The sequence below is a fragment of the Tenacibaculum sp. AWR4_210 genome, assembly GCF_056160945.1.
In genome coordinates, this window is the sequence record NZ_JBSWYF010000009.1 from 66,976 (window position 1) to 87,650 (window position 20,675).

Below are 20,675 nucleotides of genomic sequence, written 5' to 3' on the forward strand. Positions count from 1 at the left end.
AAATAAATTGACATAACCACAACTTTATTCCAATTTAAACACTTTGTAAAACTATGAAAAAACTTCTATTCGCATTGAGTCTTGGAATTGCTACCATGACAAATGCACAAACGAATCAAAACCTTCACGAAGCCTATGATTCCTATTTCCAAAACACTCGAGAAATCCCACATCTTCATCTAAACAAAACTACTTTTTTCAACGGCGAAGAACTCTGGTTCAAAGCCTATGTACTCGAACAAAACTCCGAAAAGCTTCATCCTACAAGCACCAACCTCTACGTTTCTCTATTTGACAGCACAGGAAAACTACAACGTCAGCAACTCGTTGCTTTGAAAAATGGTATGGGACAGGGCAGTATTGCCTTAGACTCAACCTTGACTGCTGATAAATACTATCTGAAAGCAAGTACCAATTGGATGCGAAACTTCGGTGACGATACTTCTTATTCTCAAGAAATCACCCTCATAAACTCCAGTGAAAAATCAAGCACTGCCCTTGCCAAAGATCAAAATGACTATTACGAATTCAAACTGTTACCAGAAGGAGGACAACTCGTAGCCAATATCCAGAATAATGTGGGAATACTCCTAAAAGATCAAAATAATATGGGAGTTGCTATTGAAGAGGGATTTATTAAAAACGCTGCAGGCAAAATTATTAAAGAATTCAATACGAACGAATTTGGTCTCGGCAGTACTGTGATTGCAATCGAACGCGATGAAAAGCTCTATTTTGAGGCTCATCTAAAAAATGGTATAATACTCAAAGAGGAACTCGTAGCTCCTCAACCCCTAGGTATCGGTATACGTGTTGTTAACAGTCATAAAGACAATATCAATATTACCGTTAAAACCAACGAAGCCTCTTTACCACTGTTAGACAAAAAGACGTATACAATTCTCATTCACAACACTCGAGCATATCGATCACAGCCTTTTACTTTTAATCTTAAAAACAAACAGTACACCTTACTAGTTCCTAAAAATCAACTACCTAATGGTGTTTCAATTATCACTGTCTTTGACGAAGAGAACCGCCCATTGCTCGAGCGAAGTATATTTAACTACCGCAGTCAAATTAGTCATGAATTAATTCTGAAGTCCGAGATCCACAGCGATTCGATTGCGCTAAGCATTCAAAACCCACTAAATGAAAAGGTGCATTTCAGTACTAGCATACTGCCGTTAAAGACAAAAGCCTACAACCCAACAAATTCCATAATTACTAATTTTTTACTGCGTCCTTACTTGCGTGGAAATCTGCAACAGGCAGCTGATTACCTGAAAAATCCTGATCATCAAAAACTAAAAAATTTAGACTTGTTAATGCTGACTCAGGGCTGGAGTAAATATCGTTGGCATCAAATATTCAATAATCCGCCAACCTCCAACTTTCACTTTGAGAATGGTATTGACATCCGTGGATTCTTCAACACTTCCATCCCAGACAACAGTCTTTTACTCGTCTATTCCGATGACGGCAAAGTAATGACACAAACTACGGTGGTTAACAACCAATTTCTACTTCCAATGACCTTTGTCACTAAACACTCGCAAATGTCATTCGCGATAAAAACTAAAAAAGGATTCAAACCGGTTACTCCCGTATTGCAGTTTGGTAAAAGTAGCTTAGCCAATGATCAATTGACAAATATCCCTCAACAAAAACGCTACAAACTAGCTTACCAACTACCCGATATGGAAAGGACCTTCAAAGCTACAGAAATACTTGACGAGGTTACCGTTACCAAAAAAGTAAAATCCAAACACCAACCTGCTTATACCAGCCCTGGACTTTTAACTAGAAAAAAGACGGACCAACTTTCGAAAAGCTCAGGAGAGACCGTATTAAACTACTTAAATTACCAAGGTTATCGCACCACGTATAACAATGAAGAAAATATAGTTTTACAGGCTAGAGCTGGAAATAGAGGAACACTTCAAAATAGCTCTTTTTCCAATAGCACTAACTTCGGTGCGGGAAACCAATTAACCCACAGAAGAAATAGCGTAGCTAGTGATGATGTTATTGCCTCACCAGATTTAGCCAGTGAAAACACCAACTCCTATCAAGTTCGTATTTTTTTAGACAACATAGAAATTACAGAGAATAGTTGGATGTTAGAATCTATATATCTCGATGAGATTGACGAAATATTCTACGGCCGAGTTTATGAACTACGAAGCCTTGAACATATTTACTTATACAGAAAACCCCTTAACCAACTACGCAAAATTCATCGTCGTAATGCGAGTATCACTATTGACAAAGGTTTTGAAAAAATTAAAGAGTATTACAGTCCTGAATTTAACTCCTATACGAGTCCTGAATTTCAACATTTCGGCGCCATTTATTGGCAACCTGAAACCCAAATCTCTGCTAAGGGAAGTCAACATTTGCATTTTGACGGAAAGCTACAACAAGAATTTCTCATATTTATTGAGGGGATTTCTGAAAGTGGTCAACTCTTTTCACAAAAACTACATATCGCTCCTAAAAGAAACTTTTAAAACACTTATAACAGGTAGCTACCCGATTTCTCGGGTAGCTATTTAAGTACTGTAAACTAACAGTTTTCGATCGAATCCACATCCAAATTGACCTATTTTTTGTATCTTACCTACAACTAATTTGAAGTTACTATGAAAAAAATTCTATTCTTTGGAATCCTGCTTATGGGACTGCAATCCGTTGCACAAAAATCAACGCTTTCGGAGGCTTACAACAATTATTTTGAAAACACGCGAGAAATTCCATTTCTCCACCTCAACAAAACGAGTTTCTTTAAAGGAGAAGAGATTTGGTTTAAAGCCTATTTGCTAGAGCAAAATTCACAAAAATTACACAAAACAAGTTCCAACCTCTACATATCGCTTTACGACAAGGAAGGAGTATTGCAACAACAACAGCTAGTTGCTTTAAAAAATGGTATGGGAAGCGGTAGTATCGCTGTAGACTCTACCCTGCAAAAAGCTACCTATTTTATCAAGGCCTCTACCAATTGGATGCGAAATTTTGAAGAAGATCATTCCTATCTTCAAGAAATCAACATAATCAATAATATACAAGCCCCAAAAACCGCCACTAAACTCGGGCAAAAACAGTTTTATGAATTTAAAATATTTCCGGAAGGTGGACATCTACTTGCCAACAACTTCAATAACATCGGTATTTTGGTCAAAGATCAAAATAATAAAGGCCTGAAAATCGCTAAAGGACTTATCAAAGACGAAAAAGGTTTAGTTATTAAAGAGTTTAGCACCAACAATTTTGGTTTAGGAAATGCCGTTTTATTTATGAGAAGTGGTAAAAAATACCTCTTTGAAGTTCAACTCGAAAGCGGAATTGTACTCACTCAAGAAAATCCTATTATTCAAGAACGAGGCATCGGTATTCGCGTAGTCAATTCGAATAGCAATCGACTAACAGTAACCGTAAAAACCAACAAAAACTCACTCCCCTTACTCAAAGGAAAATCCTACACGTTACTGATACACAATACCCGACAATTTCAACAACAGGAATTTACGTTTAACGGTAAAGACTTGCAATATGCACTACTGGTAGAAAAGGAAAAAATGCATCCAGGCATCCATATTGTAACAGTATTTAATGAAAAAAACACCCCGGTAATGGAACGCTTGGTATACGTGCACAAAGAAAGCCAAAAGAGCAAAACTTTAGAGCTTAGCCTAAACCAACATCCCAAAGACAGTTTGGCCCTCCAAATCCAAAACCCACTCAATGAACGTCTGTTTTTAAGTGCGAGTATCTTGCCTAAAGGACATAAAGGGAACCGCCCTAAACAGGACATTTTTTCGAGTTTTGTCCTAAGCCCCTATGTCAAAGGAGCGATACAAAACAGTGAATACTACTTTAAAAATACCAATCCTAAAAAACTGAGAGATTTAGATTTACTCCTACTCACCCAAGGCTGGAGTAAATACAACTGGGATCATATTTTTAACAGTCCTCCCAGTACGGTTTTTGCCTTTGAAAATGGAATTGATATTACTGGAAAATTCAACCAACAGTTACCGAACAACAGCAAAGTACTCGTTTTTTCAGACGATGGAAGTTTGCTTAGAGAGCTCCCTGTAACAGATAATCAAATCAAATTTCCAAAGTCGTTCATCACTAAAAACGCGAAAATGACCTTTGCTTTAAAAAAGAAGCAGGGTTACAAAGCTATTACTCCTATTTTACAATTTTCGGACTGCTTTTTAGCTGAATCTCAAGTAAAACTTCCAGAAGAATCAGCCACTGTAACACTCAACTACAAATTGAACAACCTAGAAAAGGTGTTTAAAAAACACGAAGTTTTAGACGAGGTAACGATTTCTAAAAAACGAACTACCAACAACGATCCTGGATACCATAATGGAGGGGGCATGCTCAAATATCAAAAAGTAGACAGGCTCGTAATTGGCCCAGGTGAAACGGTTTTAGAATTCATTCTCTTCAAAGGATTCAAACGCCATAGCAATGATGGTTTACTACAACTCAAACCCAGAGGAATGATGCACAACCGTATGAGCCTGACCCCTAAAAATCCAAAAAATGCGGACCCAGAAACGACCTCTCCTGACATTGCTACTGAAGGACAAGATGGACTCTTTACTCCTGTTCGCGTGTTTTTAGACGACGTAGAAATATCTCGCGATGTCAGTATTATAGGCTCGATGTATTTGGATGAAGCTGACGAAATTTTCTTTGGTCCTGTTTTGGATATGCGAAGTAGAGCACATGTCTATATTTACAGTAAAACTCCTGAACAATTAGCAAAAAAACGCAACTACCGCGATAGATCTGTTGTTGCCAAAAGTGGTTTTGCCAAGGTAAAGCAATACTACAGCCCTGAATTCAAATCGTATTTGAGCAATGAATTTCAACATTTTGGTGCCGTACACTGGGAACCAGAGGTACACTTATCAAAGAATCAAAAAATTAGTTACTCTTTCGACCCTAAACTTCAGGAGCATTTTGAAATACACCTCCAAGGAATTTCAGAATCTGGAATCCTAATTTCTAAAAAGGTAGTTCTCACCTTACCGTAGTTTAACTCCGTGTAATAAAGTCAAATTTATAATACGTCAATAATGGTGGTCCAATTAAAAAACGGAGGCACCGCAAACCAATAGGACATATAGGATGAGGCCAAAACTAGTTTTTGGCCTTTTCTTGGTCCGCTCAATGCAACTCCTCCCAACGACCAAGTATTGCCTTCATTGTCCTTTAAAAATGCGCGGCCAAAGTGCATCAATTCAAATTCCAAATGCAGTTGATCTTCCGCCAACTCATAGGCTACCATAACCTCAGGTGTTCCCGCAATTAAGTGATGCTTCTCAAAAAACTGTTGTTTCACTACTTTTCCACCTCCAAAACTTTCAAAACGGTACACCCTAGCTATTTGTTTGTAATAAAGCACGAGCACGCGTTCTTTTGCACCAAGACGTGTGTCCAAATTATCTACGGGAAAAATAAAGTAATTATTATTCCAACGATAAGAACCGTAGGGATAAAATGAATAATCAAAATTGTAACCTTGTATATCGGATAGTACAATGGTATTGGGGTACATTCGTTTCCACATCCCCCAAGTGGTTTCTAGCACAGGAAAACTGACCGCTTCTGTATCTAGCAATTCGCCATTAACACACTTCCGCGACAATTGACTCCATCGACTTTTCGTTTGTCTATCGTACAGTATCAGATTTGCATTGTACAACAAACCAGAAACACCAAAATCTAATACATGTCCAGAAATTTCGCGTTCCCAGCCCATAGCAGTTCCTGTTAATGGACAATAGGAAACTGTTTTTTGCGACTTGCCAAAATCGTCATTGACGATTTCATGCCAGTCTAATATTTTATGCGGATAAGCACGTGCCTGACCATCAATCACCACTCCTATTACGAGTTCATTATTTCCTATGTACGTAACATCGTTAAAATTATAATACTTCGGATCATCTAGTGAAGGAATCCCATCTTCGCCTACACCTCCATCGACTATTTTATCTTTGGGAATAGACCAGATAACTCCCGCTCCCGCTCCTTGAACGGAGTTTCCTGAATTAACAATAGGCTCAGCTGCGCACGAAGTAATCAAGGCAGCAACAACCAGCATTCTGCATAGTATTTTCATTTGTCGTGTTTTGAATTAAGCAGATTGATCAAAAGCCCCTAATTGACAATCTCAAGAAATTGAATACCACAGTCTACACTGTGTAGTTCCCTACTGCAAAATAAAACACAGCCTGTTCAATCTAGCTTTGCAGTTCTGGTTCAACTAAGTAGTTACCCGTTGCTTTTGCACCTATTCAGAGAACACAAAAACGGCAAACAACAATAACCAACTGAATGTTAGTCGATTCAACAACACTTCCTTACAAATTTTAACACTTAAACCCAAAACACCTTCCAAAATTGGAAGGTGTTTAATGCTATTTAGGTCGTAGCTCTATTATTTTATATCGATTACAAAAGGCATTCGCGCTTGAATTCCTTTGAGTGCTTTCATTTCTTTCAACGTCTGGTACAATACCATCCCCTCCTCACCTATCAACTCCTTGACTGCCTCTTCTTGGGAAGCTTTAGCAAAAGGAGAAAGCTTCAATTTCGATTTCAGGTCTCTGTCGTACGACGGATAGTTGCGAATGCTATACGTGTCAATATTTGCCAACTCCGCGGCTGTTTGTATCGCATCACCTAAACCTCCTAAACGATCAACTAAACCTACTGCTACTGCTTCTTTACCCGACCATACACGACCTTGTGCAATTGCGTCGACTTCTTTATAGGTCATGTTTCTACCATTGGCTACTCGAGTTACAAAAGTCTCATAAATTTGTTCAACTCCTTCCTGTGTTACTTTGTAAAACTTTTCATCCATAGGTTCAAAAACGCTGTAACTAGGACTAGTATTGGTACTCACCTGCTCGGCATTAATTCCTAACTTACCAGCGAGTTTGTGCATGTTTGGCAGCATCCCAAACACACCGATAGATCCGGTTATCGTAGTGGGCTCTGCAATGATTTTTGATGCATTACACGCAATGTAATAGCCACCAGAAGCGGCGTAGTTCCCCATAGATACTACTACGGGCTTTTCCTTTTTGGTCAACTCGATTTCTCTCCAAATCAATTCCGATGCGAGAGCACTTCCTCCTGGAGAGTTTACACGCAGTACCACTGCCTTAACCTTCTTATTTTCTCTGGCTTTTTTCAATGCCTTATTGATGAGCCCTTGTCCGATCATTTGTTCGTTCCCTTCACCGTAAATTATAGACCCCTGTGCAAAAATCACAGCAACCTTATCAGGGCTAAAAGTAGCAATACGTCCTTTTCCAGTGCTCATATAATCAATAATACTCAACGACTCATAGTCACCATCCACCCTTGATTTTAATCGTTTTTTATACTCATCTTCGTAGATGATTCCATCAATCAATTGGTGTTCATTAGCTAGGGTCGCATTTCTCCCTAAAGCATCGTTTGCAATGGTATTCAATTTTGACTCACTAATTTTTCTACTCGTCGAAATATCCGATACGACTTCTCCCCAAATAGACTTCAAAAATGAGGTCGTTTGTTCTCTATTAGCCTCACTCATTTCATTACTCAAAAATGGTTCCACGGCACTTTTGTACTTTCCGTGACGGATTACTTCCATTTGAACGCCATAGGCATCTTCAAAATCTTTGTAATACAAAATTTCCGTTGAAAGTCCTTTAAAATCGATGGCTCCTACTGGATTCAAAAACACACTATCGGCTACAGAACTCAAATAATAACTTTTTTGACTGTAGAAATCATTATACGCAACTACAAACTTTCCACTCTCTTTAAATTCCTTTAATTTCTTTCTAATGGCCTGCGTTTGCGCAAATCCGGCATTCACAAAAGTACTCTGAATGCTGATTCCTTCAATATTGGCATCCGTTTTTGCATTCTCTATAGCATTTAACAACGCGTTTAAACCAACATTGGATTCGGTTAACTCTAACACAGTTGCCAACGGGCTGTTATCTTTTGGAGCGTAATCTTTTACAGGCATACTCAAATCCAAGCTAAGTACGGTTTTGGGTTTTACGCGAACTTCATCGTCCGAGCCTACCAGTGCCCCGATGAATACAAAAAACATAAACAATAAAAAAAGCGCTATAAAAAACCCCAGTATTGAGGCTACTAAATTTCTTAAAAACTTCATATCGACCGATTATTTTAGAGCTGCAAATATAATTTTTTTGCCAGTTACTTAACGCAAACTCATGCGATACTTCAACTGTGCAAATTCGAAATAATTAAAGAGTTTGTAATTCACGTCATAACCGTAATCGACATGGGGATCGTAATCAATCCTGTTTTCATAAATATTGGGGTCGTAGATACTAGCATTATCCACTCGTGCATTCCACACGGCAACATACTGCCTGTTTTTTATTTCTAAATAGGTTTGTGAATGATACCCTTCTGGTTTTGCAATACTATTCAAATACCCTGTAAATCCGACATCTATGATAATAATTTCGTATTCCAAACTGTCATTGGCAATCACCACGGGTTGTTCTTCTTTAGCACTCGTCATGGCTTTGCGTGGAGTTTCACAGGCCCATAGTAGTCCAACTCCCAAACACACCCCCAAAACACTTCTAACTAAATAACTCATACACTCAACTTTAACCTTTAGCCTAATTTCCGAAAAATAATCGAGTTCCCCATGTTTTTTCAGGCATTTAACAGTATTTTTAAACTCTAAAAGCCAAGAAAACCATGACCAAAAATCGCTGTGCATGGGTCAGTGATGACCCATTGTATATTACTTATCACGACACAGAATGGGGAGTTCCAGTATACGACGATGACAAACTCTTCGAATTCTTGATACTCGAAACTTTTCAAGCCGGCCTCAGCTGGATTACCGTACTTAAAAAAAGAGAAAACTTCAGAGCCGCTTTCGATAACTTTGACTATCAAAAAATAGCAAAGTACGACGACGACAAGTTTCAAGAACTCATTGAAAACCCTGGTATCATACGTAACAAACTCAAAATAAAAGCCACTGTTAGCAATGCCAAAGCATTCATGGACATCCAACGCGAATTCGGGTCTTTTTCAAAATACATGTGGGATTTTGTTCAAGGAAGTCCGATTAAAAACTCCTTTGCAACTACTAAAGATGTTCCGGCCACCACCGAAATCTCCGACGCACTCTCTAAAGACCTCAAAAAAAGAGGCTTTAAATTTGTCGGATCAACGGTGGTCTATGCGCATATGCAGGCTACCGGTATGGTCAATGACCACACAACTGATTGTTTTCGCTACCACGAAGTATAATTTTTGTAATTTTACGGAATTAGATAAACCCAATTTAAACAAATCTAACTATGAAATTAACGAGGCTACTATGCGCTGCTGCAGCGGTTGGAGTATTGTCTTCATGTAATGTAGACACCCAAAAAACAGCCAAACAAGCACCGGAGAAACCGGCTAAAAAATTTGAATATTTTGTAGAAAAGTTTGCTGACGTTCAAGTATTGCGCTATCAGATACCTGGTTTTGATGCTTTGACACTGAAAGAAAAGCAACTTGTATATTACCTCACACAGGCAGGACTTGCTGGGCGCGATATTATGTGGGATCAAAATTACCGTCACAATTTGGCCATCCGTCAAGCCTTAGAAAAAATCAATAACGATTTTAAAGGAGACCGTAATTCAGAAGACTTTAAAGCGTTTACCACCTACCTAAAACGCGTGTGGTTCTCTAACGGTATTCACCACCATTATTCAAATGACAAGTTAACTCCTGAGTTTTCTAGAGAGTACTTACGTCAATTGTTAACGGAAACAAACACGACGCTTAACGAAGAAGCATTCGAGGTTATCTTTAATGACAAAGACACCAAGAAAGTAAATAAGAAGGCAGGAGTTGACAATGTATTGGCCTCTGCTATTAACTTCTACGGTCCTGACATCACCAACAAAGACGTCGATGAATTCTACGCCACAGCCTACAAAGGAAAGGACTCAAAACAGCCTATAGAAGCTGGTTTAAACTCGACACTCGTGCGAGAAAATGGCAAGCTCGTAGAAAAAGTATGGAAATCAGGTGGATTGTACGGTAGTGCTATCGACAAGATTATTTTTTGGCTTGAAAAAGCCCACGGTGTTGCCGAAAATGACAAACAAGCAAAAGCACTCGAATTACTTATTGAATACTACAAAACAGGAAGCCTCGATGTTTGGGATCAATACGCCATTGCTTGGGTAGCCTCTACAGAAGGAAATATTGACTGGATTAACGGATTTATCGAAGTATACAACGATCCTAAAGGCTATCGCGGTTCTTACGAAACCATCGTTCAGATAAAAGACTTTGACATGTCGAAAAAGATGAAGGTATTGTCAGACAATGCTCAGTGGTTTGAAGACAATTCACCGTTAGACCCAGCACATAAAAAAGAAAATGTAGTTGGAGTGAGTTATAAAACCGTCAATGTTGCTGGAGAAGCCGGAGACGCTTCACCAAGCACACCGATTGGGGTTAATTTACCGAACAACAACTGGATTCGTCAAGTTCACGGGTCAAAATCGGTTTCTTTAGGAAACATCATTCATTCGTACAACAATGCAGGAGGAAGTGGAAAACTCCAAGAATTTGCCCATGACCAAGAAGAAATTGACCTCGAACTTGCCTATGGTAAACTCGCCGATAAGTTACACACCGCATTACACGAGGTAATCGGACACGCCTCAGGAAAAATTAACCCTGGAGTAGGACAGCCAAAAGAAACACTAAAGAACTACGCCTCTACTATGGAAGAAGGAAGAGCAGATTTAGTTGGTTTGTACTTTTTACTAGACCCAAAACTCCAAGAATTAGGATTAGTGGATAATTGGGAAAAAGTTGGTAAAGCGGCGTACGACGGATACATCCGAAACGGATTGGTAACCCAACTTATCCGAATTAACTTAGGAGACGACATCGAAGAAGACCACATGGTAAACCGTCAGTGGGTATCTGCTTGGGCCTATGAACAAGGTAAAGCCGACAAGGTTATTGAAAAAGTAACCAAAGAAGGGAAAACTTATTTTGTTGTAAATGACTATACCAAATTACGCGAAATTTTCGGTCGCCTACTCAAAGAAACACAGCGCATCAAATCAGAAGGTGATTTTGAAGCTGCTAAGGCACTCGTTGAAGGCTATGGTGTAAAGGTTGACCAAAAACTTCACAAGGAAGTATTGGATAGAAGCAGTAAATTTAAATCGCCAGCTTATGGAGGATTTGTAAACCCAGTACTTACTCCTCAACGAAACGAGGCTGGAGAATTGGTTGACATCCAAGTGAGCTACCCAGGAAGTTTTGAAGAACAAATGAATAACTACGCTAAAAACTACAGTTTTTTAACGAAGTAAGCCACTATAAATAGACCACAAAAACCGATTCTTAAAAGAGTCGGTTTTTTTTTATTTTTATCCCAACAAATAGGCGAATCATGATAAAAAAGGCAAAAGACCCAGGTTTTGGTCACAAATCACAAAAAAACATCAGAGGGGTCATGAACAAAGACGGTAGCTCTAATGTCATCCATTTAAACAAGAAATTCAATGTCGATGACTTGTATACCTTTTTTATCGAACTTTCATGGTATAAATTTTTCTTTTTCGTATTACTAGGCTACGTCATCCTCAATTTATTTTTTGGAGCCATATACACCTCGATAGGTATAGAAGAAATCACTCCTTCACGAGGGAACCTACTCGACGACTTCCTGAACGGATTCTTTTTTAGTGCACAGACGCTTACTACTGTAGGATACGGAGGCATTGCACCGCAAGGGATAACAGCTAACATCATCGCTGCCTTTGAGGCTATGATAGGCTTGCTGTGTTTTTCGTTTATTACAGGATTATTGTACGGTCGTTTCTCCAAAGCGAAAGCGGCAATTCGATTTAGCGACAATCTTATCGTACGCGATTTTAAAGAAGGAAAAGCGCTGATGTTTCGGCTTATGAATAGTCGTAAAACTGTAATGATAGAACCAGAAATCTCGGTAACCCTTTCGCTAAATATCAAAGATGAGAACGATCAGTATCAACGCACCTATTATCGCCTACAACTCGAACGCGACAAAATCATGTACTTACCAACCGTTTGGACCATTGTACACGAAATAGACTCCACAAGTCCACTGTATACTTACAACACAGCGGCACTACAATCTTTAGATGCAGAAATCTATATCCTCCTGAAATACCACGAAGAATCGTTTGGACAAACGGTATACCAAGCAAGTTCCTATAGTTTTGACGATTTGGTAACGGATGTCAAATACCGCCCATCGTCGAGTTTTTCACCAGAGGGGTATACCTTGTTAGATCACGATACCCTAAGTGATATAGAACCTATGGCTTAGTGTTTATTGATGTATTTGAATAGGAATAAAAACAAAATAGTTACCACAATTGCGATTGCCACGTATACAGCTCCATTTTGATAGTGCTTTTTATTGCTTTTAGCATCTTTCTTATAACTGATTATCATGGCTGCTACAAAAACTACGACAAATAAACTGGCAAAAATAATTCGACCCGGAGTAAACATAAAATTGTATTTTTAGCAAAGTTAAAGAATGATTTTAGTATGAAACAAACTAAAACGGCAATAGTTTTCGGTGCTACTTCCGGAATTGGAAAAAAACTTGCAGAACTACTACTCGCCGACGGATACAGGGTAGCCATCACAGGTCGTAGAAAAGAATGCTTACTAGAACTTCAGCAAGCCTATCCGGACCAAACAATTATTGCCCAAAACGATATCCGAGAAATAGCTTCCTTAGAAGACAGCTTTAACAAATTGGCAAGTGAATTAGGAACCATTGACTTAATCATACAATCGTCCGGTGTTGGTTATACGAACTCAAAACTTGACTGGGATAAGGAAAAGAACACCATTGACACCAACGTGCTCGGTGTGACCAAATTGTACGGATTGGCCTATAACCTCTTTCGCAAACAAGGGATGGGCCAGTTAGTCGGAATCTCGTCCATCGCCTCTATACGAGGAAATCGATTTGCTCCGGGCTACTTCGCTTCCAAAGCTTACCAAAAAGCCTATCTAGAAAGCTTGTACCTCAAAACAAAAACCTCTAAAAACATAACAATTACAGATATACGTCCCGGCTTTGTTGACACCGCCATGGCGCTGGGTGATGGTATCTTTTGGCTGACACCACTGGACAAAGCCAGCCGACAAATTTATACGGCCATCAACAAAAAGAGACGGGTTGCCTATATCTCGAAAAGATGGATTCTCATAGCTTGGGTCTTAAAAATTGTCCCCGCTAAACTACTTAAACTCGCTACCTAATGCCTGTAAAAAACAAACTAATGGTGTTTGATATTGACGACACCCTAACCAATAGTGAAGTAAAACATACGAATTCGCTTATCTGTGGTATGAATCATTTTGGGATCACCGACATCAATACCGATTGGCGCACGTATGCCAATGCTACGGATAGCTATGTCTTCAGTGCTAATTATGAAAAAACTCATCAAAAACCCTTTCAAATGGAATTCATGTCTGAATTTGAAGAGGTGATGACTGAGCACTTTTTAAGTTATCCTGACACTACTGAAATCAAAGGTGCCGCTGCCCTTATCAACGCTATCCAACAAAACAGCTCCTATGCCGTTTGCTTTGCAACAGGATCGGTAGGTGCCCTTGCACACCTCAAACTTACACAGAGTAATATCAGCTATCCTGTAGAAGTTTTGGCGCATTCCAACGCACATTTTACACGGGAAGAAATCGTTCGCAACGCCATTGAAAAAGCAAAAGATTACTACCAGATCGCTCAATTTGATGAAATCATCTCATTTGGAGATGGGCTATGGGATTTAAAAACTGCGCGTAACTTAAACATCCATTTCGTAGGCGTCAACCTAAAAAATCAAGCCGATCTCACCGCTCATGGTGCGCAAATTATACTTCCAGATTGGAAAGATTTTAATTTAGAGCAGTTAGAACAACTTTTAGAAATCGAAACAACTCATTGATATAAATGGAAAACAAACTAAAAGCCGTAAAGGCCTTTCACGAAGCCTTTGGACTCGGAATTAAACCTACTCCCACCGCTGCAATTGGAACCGATCGTCTCCAATTGCGTTACGAACTTATGAAAGAAGAAAATGAGGAGTATTTAGAAGCGGCAAAAAACGAGGATCTCACCGAAATTGCCGATGCCTTGGGAGACATGTTGTACATCCTCTGCGGAACTATCATCGAGCATGGAATGCACGACAAAATTGAAGCCGTTTTTAACGAAATCCAACGCAGTAATATGAGCAAGCTCGGCGAAGATGGAAAGCCTATCTACCGCGAAGACGGTAAGGTTTTAAAAGGGCCTAACTATTTTAAGCCAAATATCGATAAGATTTTATCGGAATAAAGGCAGTGCCTCAATTGGCAGCGCTATGTAAAGGTAGTATCCTCTCCAACTCTTTTCGCAAGGTTTTTACGTTGTTAACCATTTTTAATATGGTTCCATCCTCGGCCACAATGAGATGCGTAGGATACTGCTTTACTTTCAGTTTTTTGGACATGTATTTCTTTTGAAGCGGAATGGTTGCGTATTTAAACTCTTTTCGTGCCAAAAAAGTCTGAAGTTTTTCTTTTTCATCAAAAGCCAAACTCACAAATGCCACATCTTGACCGCGGTACGCGTCTACCAATTCGTTGAGTTCCGGGAATTCCTCCACACAAACTTTACAAGTAATAAACCAGCATTTTAATACCAGTAGTTTCCCTTGCGTATCTTCTTTATTAAATCCTTTACCTTGTAAATCCACAAAAGTATACTCGGGAAGTTTTCTGCCTTCCATCGAAAGGTAATGATTAGCAATGATAGCATCACTTTTAATCTTCTTTACTACCTTAGGAGCGGTTGTCTTTGGAAGTCTTTGTAACTGAAAGGTTAGTTCCTTTTCCGTTGTTAAGTGCACGGGCATATAAATTCCGGACTTCAATAAATTCAAAAACATGCTTTTCGAAATCTCAGCCCCTGCATCGTCTAACGGGCGAAAACTGCTCATCAAATCTACATGGGTTTTGCTGTACTCTCTCCAAGCAGTAATATCCTTCACCAACCCCTCTTTATCATCACTCTTCTCTTCAGAAGCTGCTACGTTTTCTTTAGTCGGGGCATCGCTTAAATAAGGAGCAATGACCCAAATACTTATCCCGAAACCTACCAAGATGGCAAGCACGGCAAATACAACATTTTTCATTTCCTAGTAACTTTACAATTACTTATAAATTTAATGAATTAATTTCAAAAGCTAAATTTTCACACGCCATCCGTAAGGATCTGCTTCGATATTGTATTGAATATTGAGTAATTTATCTTTAAAACGCGCTGCAAAACTGTCGGTAACTTCAGACAATTCAAACACTTCATCACCGTGCTTAAATCCTTTAATAGGGTTAACAACAGCAGCTGTTCCCGATCCAAAAATTTCCTTAAGAGCTCCTGACCTTGCTGCCTCTTTAAGTTCCTTTACACTGATATCTCGAACTTCCATATTGACTCCTTCATCCTGCGCTAACTGTACAATAGACTTTCGGGTAATACCGTCCAGAATTCTATCATTGGTAGGTGCTGTAATAAGCGTATCTCCTATGCGGAAAAATATGTTCATAGTACCGGCTTCTTCAAGGTATTCATGAGTATTCGCATCGGTCCAAATAATTTGCTGATACCCTTCTTTATGGGCTAAGGATGTCGGATAAAACTGCGCGGCGTAATTCCCTGCAGCTTTAGCATACCCCACACCTCCATCGGCAGATCTACTAAATTTCTCTGCGATTAACACGCGTACTTCCCCTGCGTAATACGCCTGGGCGGGAGAACAGATAATAATAAATTTGTACTCCTGAGCTGGAGATGCTGCAATAGCCCCTTCTGTAGCAATTACGAACGGACGGATGTACAGCGAATTTCCTTTCCCTGGCTTTATCCATTCGTTTTCTAAGTGTAACAACTCAGCCAAACCTTTGTGGAAAATCTCCTCTGGTAAAGCCGGAATCGCCAAACGCTCGCTCGATTTATTCAATCGCTTTACACTCTCGTCTGGACGGAATAAAAACAAATCACCTGCTTCATCTTTATAGGCTTTCATCCCTTCAAACACTGCTTGTCCGTAATGAAATACTCGTGCCGAAGGTTCAAAAGAAAGCGGTCCATATGGCATAATTTCAGGCGCTTCCCAAGCTCCATTCTTGTAGTTACATACCAACATGTGGTCTGTAAATACATGTCCGAATGCCAAATTACTAAAATCGATATCTTTAATTTTAGAGGTTTTTACTGGGGTGATATTAATATCCATATGGTGTGTTGTTTTTACTTTTCACAAAGTTACAAAAACCTAGTTTACAAATGCGACTTCCTTTAAGAATCAAACAAATATCTCTATCTTTGTTAATTCATACTACTTAAACAACTGATTATGAAAAAACTATTCCTAGCTAGCATCCTAATGGCTAGTTTTTTAGCTTCTTGTAATAGCGAAAAAAAGGAAGCGACGACCACTCCAAAACCGGCAGAAACTGCCTATGTTAGTTTTGGTGAGGAATTCACTGCAAACGCTCCGTTAACCAAAGAGAACATGCGTGCTAAATTTGAAAACCTACAAAGTGGAGACACGATTGCCGTGAGCTTTACTTCAACTATTAATGACGTTTGTCAAAAGAAAGGATGTTGGATGAAACTCGACCTTGGTGAAGAAAAAGAATCGATGGTTAACTTTAAGGATTACGGATTTTTCATGCCTTTAAATTCAGCAAAGAGCGAAGTTATAGTACACGGGAAGGCCTTTGTAACAGTAACCCCAGTTGCTGAATTACAACACTACGCCAAAGATGCTGGAAAGTCGGAAGAAGAAATTGCAGCGATCACAGAACCTAAATACACCTACGCCTTCTTAGCCGATGGCGTACGACTAAAAAAGTAATGAGGTACCTATTTGTCATCGTGACAGCACTTTGCTGTATCCAGTGCAAACGTGCTTCTAGCCCTCAAAAAGAAAAGGAATTCATCATGTACGAGCAGTCAGAAATGGCTGCTCTGATGAATACTATGTACCATATGAATGCCGGAATTAAGGAAAAGATAGAAGACAATAAGCCTTTGACCATTTTTCCGGAGCGCTACTTGAGCATTCACACTGCAACACTTACAGATCCTACAGATAGAACCGCAGCATTTAATGCCTTTGCCGCCAACTACATTCGAGAAATGCGTCGTGTATTTGACACCCTACCTACCGATCGAAAAGCGCAATTCAACAAAGCGATTCAAAGTTGTATAGCCTGTCATCAAACCACGTGTAGAGGTCCAATTCCGAGAATTAAAAAACTCCTAATAAAACAGTAATTTGAAGCGAGAAATCATCATTACCGACGACGGTTCGACCACGATACACCTTCCGGAATGGAACGAACAGTACCACTCCAAACACGGTGCCATCCAAGAAGCCTATCACGTATTTATCAAACAGGGATTACAGGAACTATCTTCTTCAGAAATAGCCATACTCGAAATCGGATTTGGTACAGGACTCAACTGTTTTATCACCTATTTGAGTAGTCTCGATAGCTCGTTACACATAAAATACACCGGTGTTGAAGCCTATCCAGTAGCGACAGAAGAAATTGAAAAACTCAACTATCTATCCGAATTAAAAGCCGAAAATTACCGTGCTGTATTTAGCAATATCCACAGCAGTCCTTGGGAAAGTCAACAGGAGATAACACCGCAATTTTTACTGACCAAACAAGAAAAGTTTTTTAGTGACATCGACGATTCAGAGGCTTACGACCTCGTTTATTTCGATGCTTTTGGCGCGCGAGTACAACCGGAATTATGGACAGAAGAAATTTTTGCTGCCATGTTTAAAGCCCTTCGCTCAGGAGGTATATTGGTTACCTATGCCGCAAAAGGTAGTGTTAGAAGAGCCATGCTCGCTGTCGGCTTTGAAGTAGAACGCCTACCTGGTCCTCCGGGGAAAAGAGAAATGCTACGAGCTCGAAAACCTATTTAAAACTCAATGCGCCAAATAACATTCGGCGTGAACGACAATGAATAGGTATCAAGCGTTTGTAAAGTAGCCTGATAAGAATTATCATAGGCGACATCAAAAGTGCGTTTTAAAATATTTTTTCTGTTATAGACATTTAAAAAAGACAGACCTACCTTCGATGAGATCTTGTGCTTTTTTGATAGGTGAAACTTATACGTTGCCGATATATCCAAGCGGTGATAATCAGGTAGGTTTGCATTGTTGTATTGGTTTAGTACAACTCCGTTATTCGGATTTAACTCTATCAGAGAACTAAAAGGAAGCCCTGATCTAAAGTTCCACCCTAAAGCAACATCCCAATGGTCACTCGTGAAATGCTGTGCGATGTACAACGCATTTGAGATATTGAAACTCCCGTTAAACACCTCGTTATTATTAAAACCATCAAAAGTTAAGGCAGTATTCCCAAAAGCGTAGGTAGCCCGTGTACTCAACTTTTTACTCCATTGTTTTTTAAGCATCACATCAAGTCCTTTGCTCACTGCCGAACCGTTAAATATTCCTCTACTATAATTGTTAAAGCCAGAGGTTAATGAAGTCAACCCACTAATTGTCTTGTAGTACGTACCGACATCTAGGTACCAGCCTTGATAATTCAAAGTAGCCCCTAGGGTATATTGCCTACTTTGTAAGATGGGTATTTGATTCATATCTGACAATGCCCACAACTTATTTTCCAATCCAAAATCGGCGGTAAAAAACTCCACAATTTTACTCGTGTACTGTTGTTTTAATTCAGCCGAAGCGTGTAACCAGAAATTCTTATGCAAAGCCACCTGAGTATACAAACGCGGTTCTATCAGCCATTTGTCAAATCTCGGAATATAACTCGTTCGGAGTCCAGCATGAACAGAAGTCTTCTTCCCAAACTTCCAGCGATACTCCCCGATGGCACTGTGCACTGCAGCATACTGTCGACTTTCTGTATTGTTCTGTGCAAAAACCACGGAGTTCTTCTTGCGCAAGCTAAAATAGATATCATCATAACTATACTGGTAACCAAAACGAAAGCTATTGTGATCATTCCATATTTTACGAAACATTAGCTCTGCACTAACCTCTTCAACTGTATTGTCTTTTTTAGTGAAATCGTACACCAAGTTTTCACGCTGCTTATTCCCGTCATACTTTAATAAATAGCTCGATAAATAAGCATTTAAATGATGTGACCATCCATTGCCCCAATCGGAATTCCACTGAGCCCCCAAACCTAAGTTCTTCACGTTGAGCTCATCGCTTTTCACATCGGCTAAATTGCTATTCTCCAAGGTATAGGTAAGGTTATTTTGAATAAAAATTTGTTGAAAACTCAAGTGATTTCGCTCATTGGGCTGGTAATTCAATTTTACCGTTGCATCGATAAAATCAAAATCATCTTCTGAGGTTACATAAGGTTCCTCTGCCAATTTTTTACCCTTAGCGATACTAGTGTTTTGAAATACTTTAGTTGCGATGTTGTTCATGGTAGGCGTTTCCACAAAATCGGCTAGTGATCGACGGAATGCCATTTGGAGTCCTACTTTCTTTCCGATGGGTACTCGCAATGTTGCATCGGCCGCAGTCATACTCATTCCGACGCTTCCTCCAATTGCAGCGGGCACAACATTTGAAGTGCTCATATCTACAACTCCTGCTATATGGTTACCATAGGCAACATTTGATGCATTTTTGTACACGATAACTCGGTCAATTACTGCCGGATTAAATGCTGATATTGCACCAAAAAAGTGCGCTGTATTATACAATTTAATGCCGTCGAATAAAATTAAGTTTTGGTCGGGTGTTCCACCGCGAACGTGAATTCCCGAAGCCGACTCTACCGGACTTTGAACTCCTGGAATTTGCTGTGTGCTCTGCAACACATCACCGTCCAAAGAAGCGGGTAATACCCCCTGACTATTAGGACGCATCACTATCGCCCCGTCACTAGTTTTTAAGCTTTGTGTACTCAAGTAGTTTTTTACCACCACCTCCTCTAACAAATTGGATTGCTCAAATAGCACTATAGAAACGGTCGGTTGTTTGTAAAACTTTGCTGCTGCAATTCGCAACGGTTTATAACCGGAAAAAGACACCATTAAGGTGTCTGACAAGCTTATTCTCGAAAAATTAAAACGACCGTCTTTATGCGTAACTACGCCTCGGTTGGGTTGCTCCTGTGATTGCACTGTTGTTCCTTCCATAGGAGCGTTAAACAGGTGGTCTCTGACAACTCCATTGACTTCAATTCGCTTTCTCGATCGGTCGACTATGGTATAGTAGCGATCATTAATTTTATTGACGTACAGTCCTATAGCTCCCTCCAATAAATCGACAAACTCACTAACCGGTTTGTGGCAATCAAAGGCCGGACAGGCTTTTTTCTCAATAAGTTTTTCTGCGAAAGAGAACTTAACACCGTGGTGCGACTCTATTTTATGTAGTAATTCTTTTAATGGTTTTTTCGAAATATCAACCACTTGTCCTTGTGCTACAACCACGTAACACAAACAAATACACGTCCAAAATAATTTCTTCATA

The 20,675-nt window shown here is 39.5% G+C and carries 18 protein-coding genes; 11 read left to right on the forward strand and 7 right to left on the reverse strand.

What is annotated here, in order from left to right; all coding sequences use genetic code 11:
* Positions 1-53: 53 nt before the first annotated feature.
* Both ACXAG7_RS16040 and ACXAG7_RS16045 read left to right on the forward strand, forming a co-directional pair.
* Entirely contained in the window at positions 54-2,513 is a 2,460-nt protein-coding gene (locus ACXAG7_RS16040; RefSeq protein WP_476667444.1) for a hypothetical protein, read from the forward strand.
* 132 nt (positions 2,514-2,645) lie between these two features.
* A complete protein-coding gene (locus tag ACXAG7_RS16045) occupies positions 2,646-5,060 on the forward strand; it encodes a hypothetical protein (RefSeq protein WP_476667445.1) in 2,415 nt (804 codons plus the stop codon).
* Between the two features lie 26 nt (positions 5,061-5,086).
* Here the strand turns inward: ACXAG7_RS16045 and ACXAG7_RS16050 are convergent, their stop codons facing one another.
* The 3 genes from ACXAG7_RS16050 to ACXAG7_RS16060 form a co-directional block, all read right to left on the reverse strand.
* Positions 5,087-6,151 carry a DUF3179 domain-containing protein gene (locus ACXAG7_RS16050; RefSeq protein ID WP_408042780.1) on the reverse strand — a complete coding sequence of 355 codons (1,065 nt, stop codon included), beginning with the start codon at positions 6,149-6,151 and terminating at the stop codon, positions 5,087-5,089.
* A gap of 318 nt (positions 6,152-6,469) precedes the next feature.
* Positions 6,470-8,215, reverse strand: coding sequence for a signal peptide peptidase SppA (gene sppA, locus ACXAG7_RS16055; protein ID WP_476667446.1), 1,746 nt, complete (start codon positions 8,213-8,215; stop codon positions 6,470-6,472).
* A 48-nt stretch (positions 8,216-8,263) separates the two neighbouring features.
* The gene (locus ACXAG7_RS16060) at positions 8,264-8,674 is read right to left on the reverse strand and encodes a DUF6146 family protein (RefSeq protein ID WP_408042778.1); all 411 of its coding nucleotides are present in this window, start codon (positions 8,672-8,674) and stop codon (positions 8,264-8,266) included.
* A 104-nt stretch (positions 8,675-8,778) separates the two neighbouring features.
* On the opposite strand from ACXAG7_RS16060, the gene ACXAG7_RS16065 reads away from it, so the two are divergent.
* From ACXAG7_RS16065 to ACXAG7_RS16075, 3 genes are all read left to right on the forward strand, one after another.
* On the forward strand, positions 8,779-9,342 hold the full coding sequence (locus tag ACXAG7_RS16065; RefSeq protein ID WP_476667447.1) for a DNA-3-methyladenine glycosylase I: 564 nt from the start codon (positions 8,779-8,781) through the stop codon (positions 9,340-9,342).
* Between the two features lie 50 nt (positions 9,343-9,392).
* A complete protein-coding gene (locus ACXAG7_RS16070; protein WP_476667448.1) occupies positions 9,393-11,426 on the forward strand; it encodes a dipeptidyl-peptidase 3 family protein in 2,034 nt (677 codons plus the stop codon).
* Positions 11,427-11,506: 80 nt separating this feature from the next.
* Positions 11,507-12,427 (forward strand): ion channel, encoded by a 921-nt coding sequence (locus ACXAG7_RS16075; protein WP_476667449.1) that lies wholly within the window; start codon positions 11,507-11,509, stop codon positions 12,425-12,427.
* On the opposite strand, the gene ACXAG7_RS16080 is transcribed toward ACXAG7_RS16075, so the two are convergent.
* Positions 12,424-12,615: a hypothetical protein gene (locus ACXAG7_RS16080; RefSeq protein ID WP_408042774.1), complete on the reverse strand. Its 192-nt coding sequence runs from the start codon at positions 12,613-12,615 to the stop codon at positions 12,424-12,426. The two genes, ACXAG7_RS16075 and ACXAG7_RS16080, sit on opposite strands and share 4 nt — an antisense overlap.
* 39 nt (positions 12,616-12,654) lie before the next feature.
* Between ACXAG7_RS16080 and ACXAG7_RS16085 the strand changes: the two genes are divergently transcribed.
* The 3 genes from ACXAG7_RS16085 to ACXAG7_RS16095 are packed head-to-tail and all read left to right on the forward strand — an operon-like array spanning position 12,655 to position 14,464.
* Positions 12,655-13,380, forward strand: coding sequence for an SDR family NAD(P)-dependent oxidoreductase (locus tag ACXAG7_RS16085; protein ID WP_476667450.1), 726 nt, complete (start codon positions 12,655-12,657; stop codon positions 13,378-13,380).
* On the forward strand, positions 13,380-14,072 hold the full coding sequence (locus tag ACXAG7_RS16090; RefSeq protein WP_476667451.1) for an HAD family hydrolase: 693 nt from the start codon (positions 13,380-13,382) through the stop codon (positions 14,070-14,072). The genes ACXAG7_RS16085 and ACXAG7_RS16090 overlap by 1 nt, the downstream gene beginning before the upstream one ends.
* Positions 14,073-14,077: 5 nt before the next feature.
* On the forward strand, positions 14,078-14,464 hold the full coding sequence (locus tag ACXAG7_RS16095) for a pyrophosphohydrolase domain-containing protein (RefSeq protein WP_408042771.1): 387 nt from the start codon (positions 14,078-14,080) through the stop codon (positions 14,462-14,464).
* Between the two features lie 10 nt (positions 14,465-14,474).
* On the opposite strand, the gene ACXAG7_RS16100 is transcribed toward ACXAG7_RS16095, so the two are convergent.
* Both ACXAG7_RS16100 and ACXAG7_RS16105 read right to left on the reverse strand, forming a co-directional pair.
* Complete coding sequence (locus ACXAG7_RS16100) at positions 14,475-15,302, reverse strand: TlpA family protein disulfide reductase (RefSeq protein WP_476667452.1); 828 nt, start codon at positions 15,300-15,302, stop codon at positions 14,475-14,477.
* A 51-nt stretch (positions 15,303-15,353) separates the two neighbouring features.
* Entirely contained in the window at positions 15,354-16,403 is a 1,050-nt protein-coding gene (locus ACXAG7_RS16105; protein WP_476667453.1) for a branched-chain amino acid aminotransferase, read from the reverse strand.
* Positions 16,404-16,523: 120 nt separating this feature from the next.
* Between ACXAG7_RS16105 and ACXAG7_RS16110 the strand changes: the two genes are divergently transcribed.
* From ACXAG7_RS16110 to mnmC2, 3 genes are read left to right on the forward strand one after another with little or no spacing between them, the layout of a single operon-like run.
* Positions 16,524-17,027, forward strand: a complete 504-nt coding sequence (locus ACXAG7_RS16110; protein WP_476667454.1) for a DUF4920 domain-containing protein — start codon at positions 16,524-16,526, stop codon at positions 17,025-17,027.
* Positions 17,027-17,449, forward strand: a complete 423-nt coding sequence (locus tag ACXAG7_RS16115; RefSeq protein WP_476667455.1) for a hypothetical protein — start codon at positions 17,027-17,029, stop codon at positions 17,447-17,449. The genes ACXAG7_RS16110 and ACXAG7_RS16115 overlap by 1 nt, the downstream gene beginning before the upstream one ends.
* Before the next feature lies 1 nt (position 17,450).
* A complete protein-coding gene (mnmC2, locus tag ACXAG7_RS16120) occupies positions 17,451-18,116 on the forward strand; it encodes a tRNA (5-methylaminomethyl-2-thiouridine)(34)-methyltransferase MnmC2 (protein ID WP_476667456.1) in 666 nt (221 codons plus the stop codon).
* On the opposite strand, the gene ACXAG7_RS16125 is transcribed toward mnmC2, so the two are convergent.
* Complete coding sequence (locus tag ACXAG7_RS16125; protein ID WP_476667457.1) at positions 18,113-20,674, reverse strand: TonB-dependent receptor; 2,562 nt, start codon at positions 20,672-20,674, stop codon at positions 18,113-18,115. The two genes, mnmC2 and ACXAG7_RS16125, sit on opposite strands and share 4 nt — an antisense overlap.
* Position 20,675 lies beyond the last annotated feature (1 nt).

Bases quoted from the DNA above. Each gene is read 5' to 3' on its own strand.
- ACXAG7_RS16125 (WP_476667457.1), bottom strand. From the start codon at position 20,674: ATGAAGAAATTATTTTGGACGTGTATTTGTTTGTGTTACGTGGTTGTA.
- ACXAG7_RS16045 (WP_476667445.1), top strand. From the start codon at position 2,646: ATGAAAAAAATTCTATTCTTTGGAATCCTGCTTATGGGACTGCAATCC.
- ACXAG7_RS16090 (WP_476667451.1), top strand. From the start codon at position 13,380: ATGCCTGTAAAAAACAAACTAATGGTGTTTGATATTGACGACACCCTA.
- ACXAG7_RS16100 (WP_476667452.1), bottom strand. From the start codon at position 15,302: ATGAAAAATGTTGTATTTGCCGTGCTTGCCATCTTGGTAGGTTTCGGG.
- ACXAG7_RS16070 (WP_476667448.1), top strand. From the start codon at position 9,393: ATGAAATTAACGAGGCTACTATGCGCTGCTGCAGCGGTTGGAGTATTG.
- ACXAG7_RS16110 (WP_476667454.1), top strand. From the start codon at position 16,524: ATGAAAAAACTATTCCTAGCTAGCATCCTAATGGCTAGTTTTTTAGCT.
- ACXAG7_RS16075 (WP_476667449.1), top strand. From the start codon at position 11,507: ATGATAAAAAAGGCAAAAGACCCAGGTTTTGGTCACAAATCACAAAAA.
- ACXAG7_RS16060 (WP_408042778.1), bottom strand. From the start codon at position 8,674: ATGAGTTATTTAGTTAGAAGTGTTTTGGGGGTGTGTTTGGGAGTTGGA.
- ACXAG7_RS16080 (WP_408042774.1), bottom strand. From the start codon at position 12,615: ATGTTTACTCCGGGTCGAATTATTTTTGCCAGTTTATTTGTCGTAGTT.
- ACXAG7_RS16050 (WP_408042780.1), bottom strand. From the start codon at position 6,151: ATGAAAATACTATGCAGAATGCTGGTTGTTGCTGCCTTGATTACTTCG.
- ACXAG7_RS16115 (WP_476667455.1), top strand. From the start codon at position 17,027: ATGAGGTACCTATTTGTCATCGTGACAGCACTTTGCTGTATCCAGTGC.
- sppA (WP_476667446.1), bottom strand. From the start codon at position 8,215: ATGAAGTTTTTAAGAAATTTAGTAGCCTCAATACTGGGGTTTTTTATA.
- ACXAG7_RS16095 (WP_408042771.1), top strand. From the start codon at position 14,078: ATGGAAAACAAACTAAAAGCCGTAAAGGCCTTTCACGAAGCCTTTGGA.
- ACXAG7_RS16105 (WP_476667453.1), bottom strand. From the start codon at position 16,403: ATGGATATTAATATCACCCCAGTAAAAACCTCTAAAATTAAAGATATC.
- ACXAG7_RS16085 (WP_476667450.1), top strand. From the start codon at position 12,655: ATGAAACAAACTAAAACGGCAATAGTTTTCGGTGCTACTTCCGGAATT.
- ACXAG7_RS16065 (WP_476667447.1), top strand. From the start codon at position 8,779: ATGACCAAAAATCGCTGTGCATGGGTCAGTGATGACCCATTGTATATT.
- ACXAG7_RS16040 (WP_476667444.1), top strand. From the start codon at position 54: ATGAAAAAACTTCTATTCGCATTGAGTCTTGGAATTGCTACCATGACA.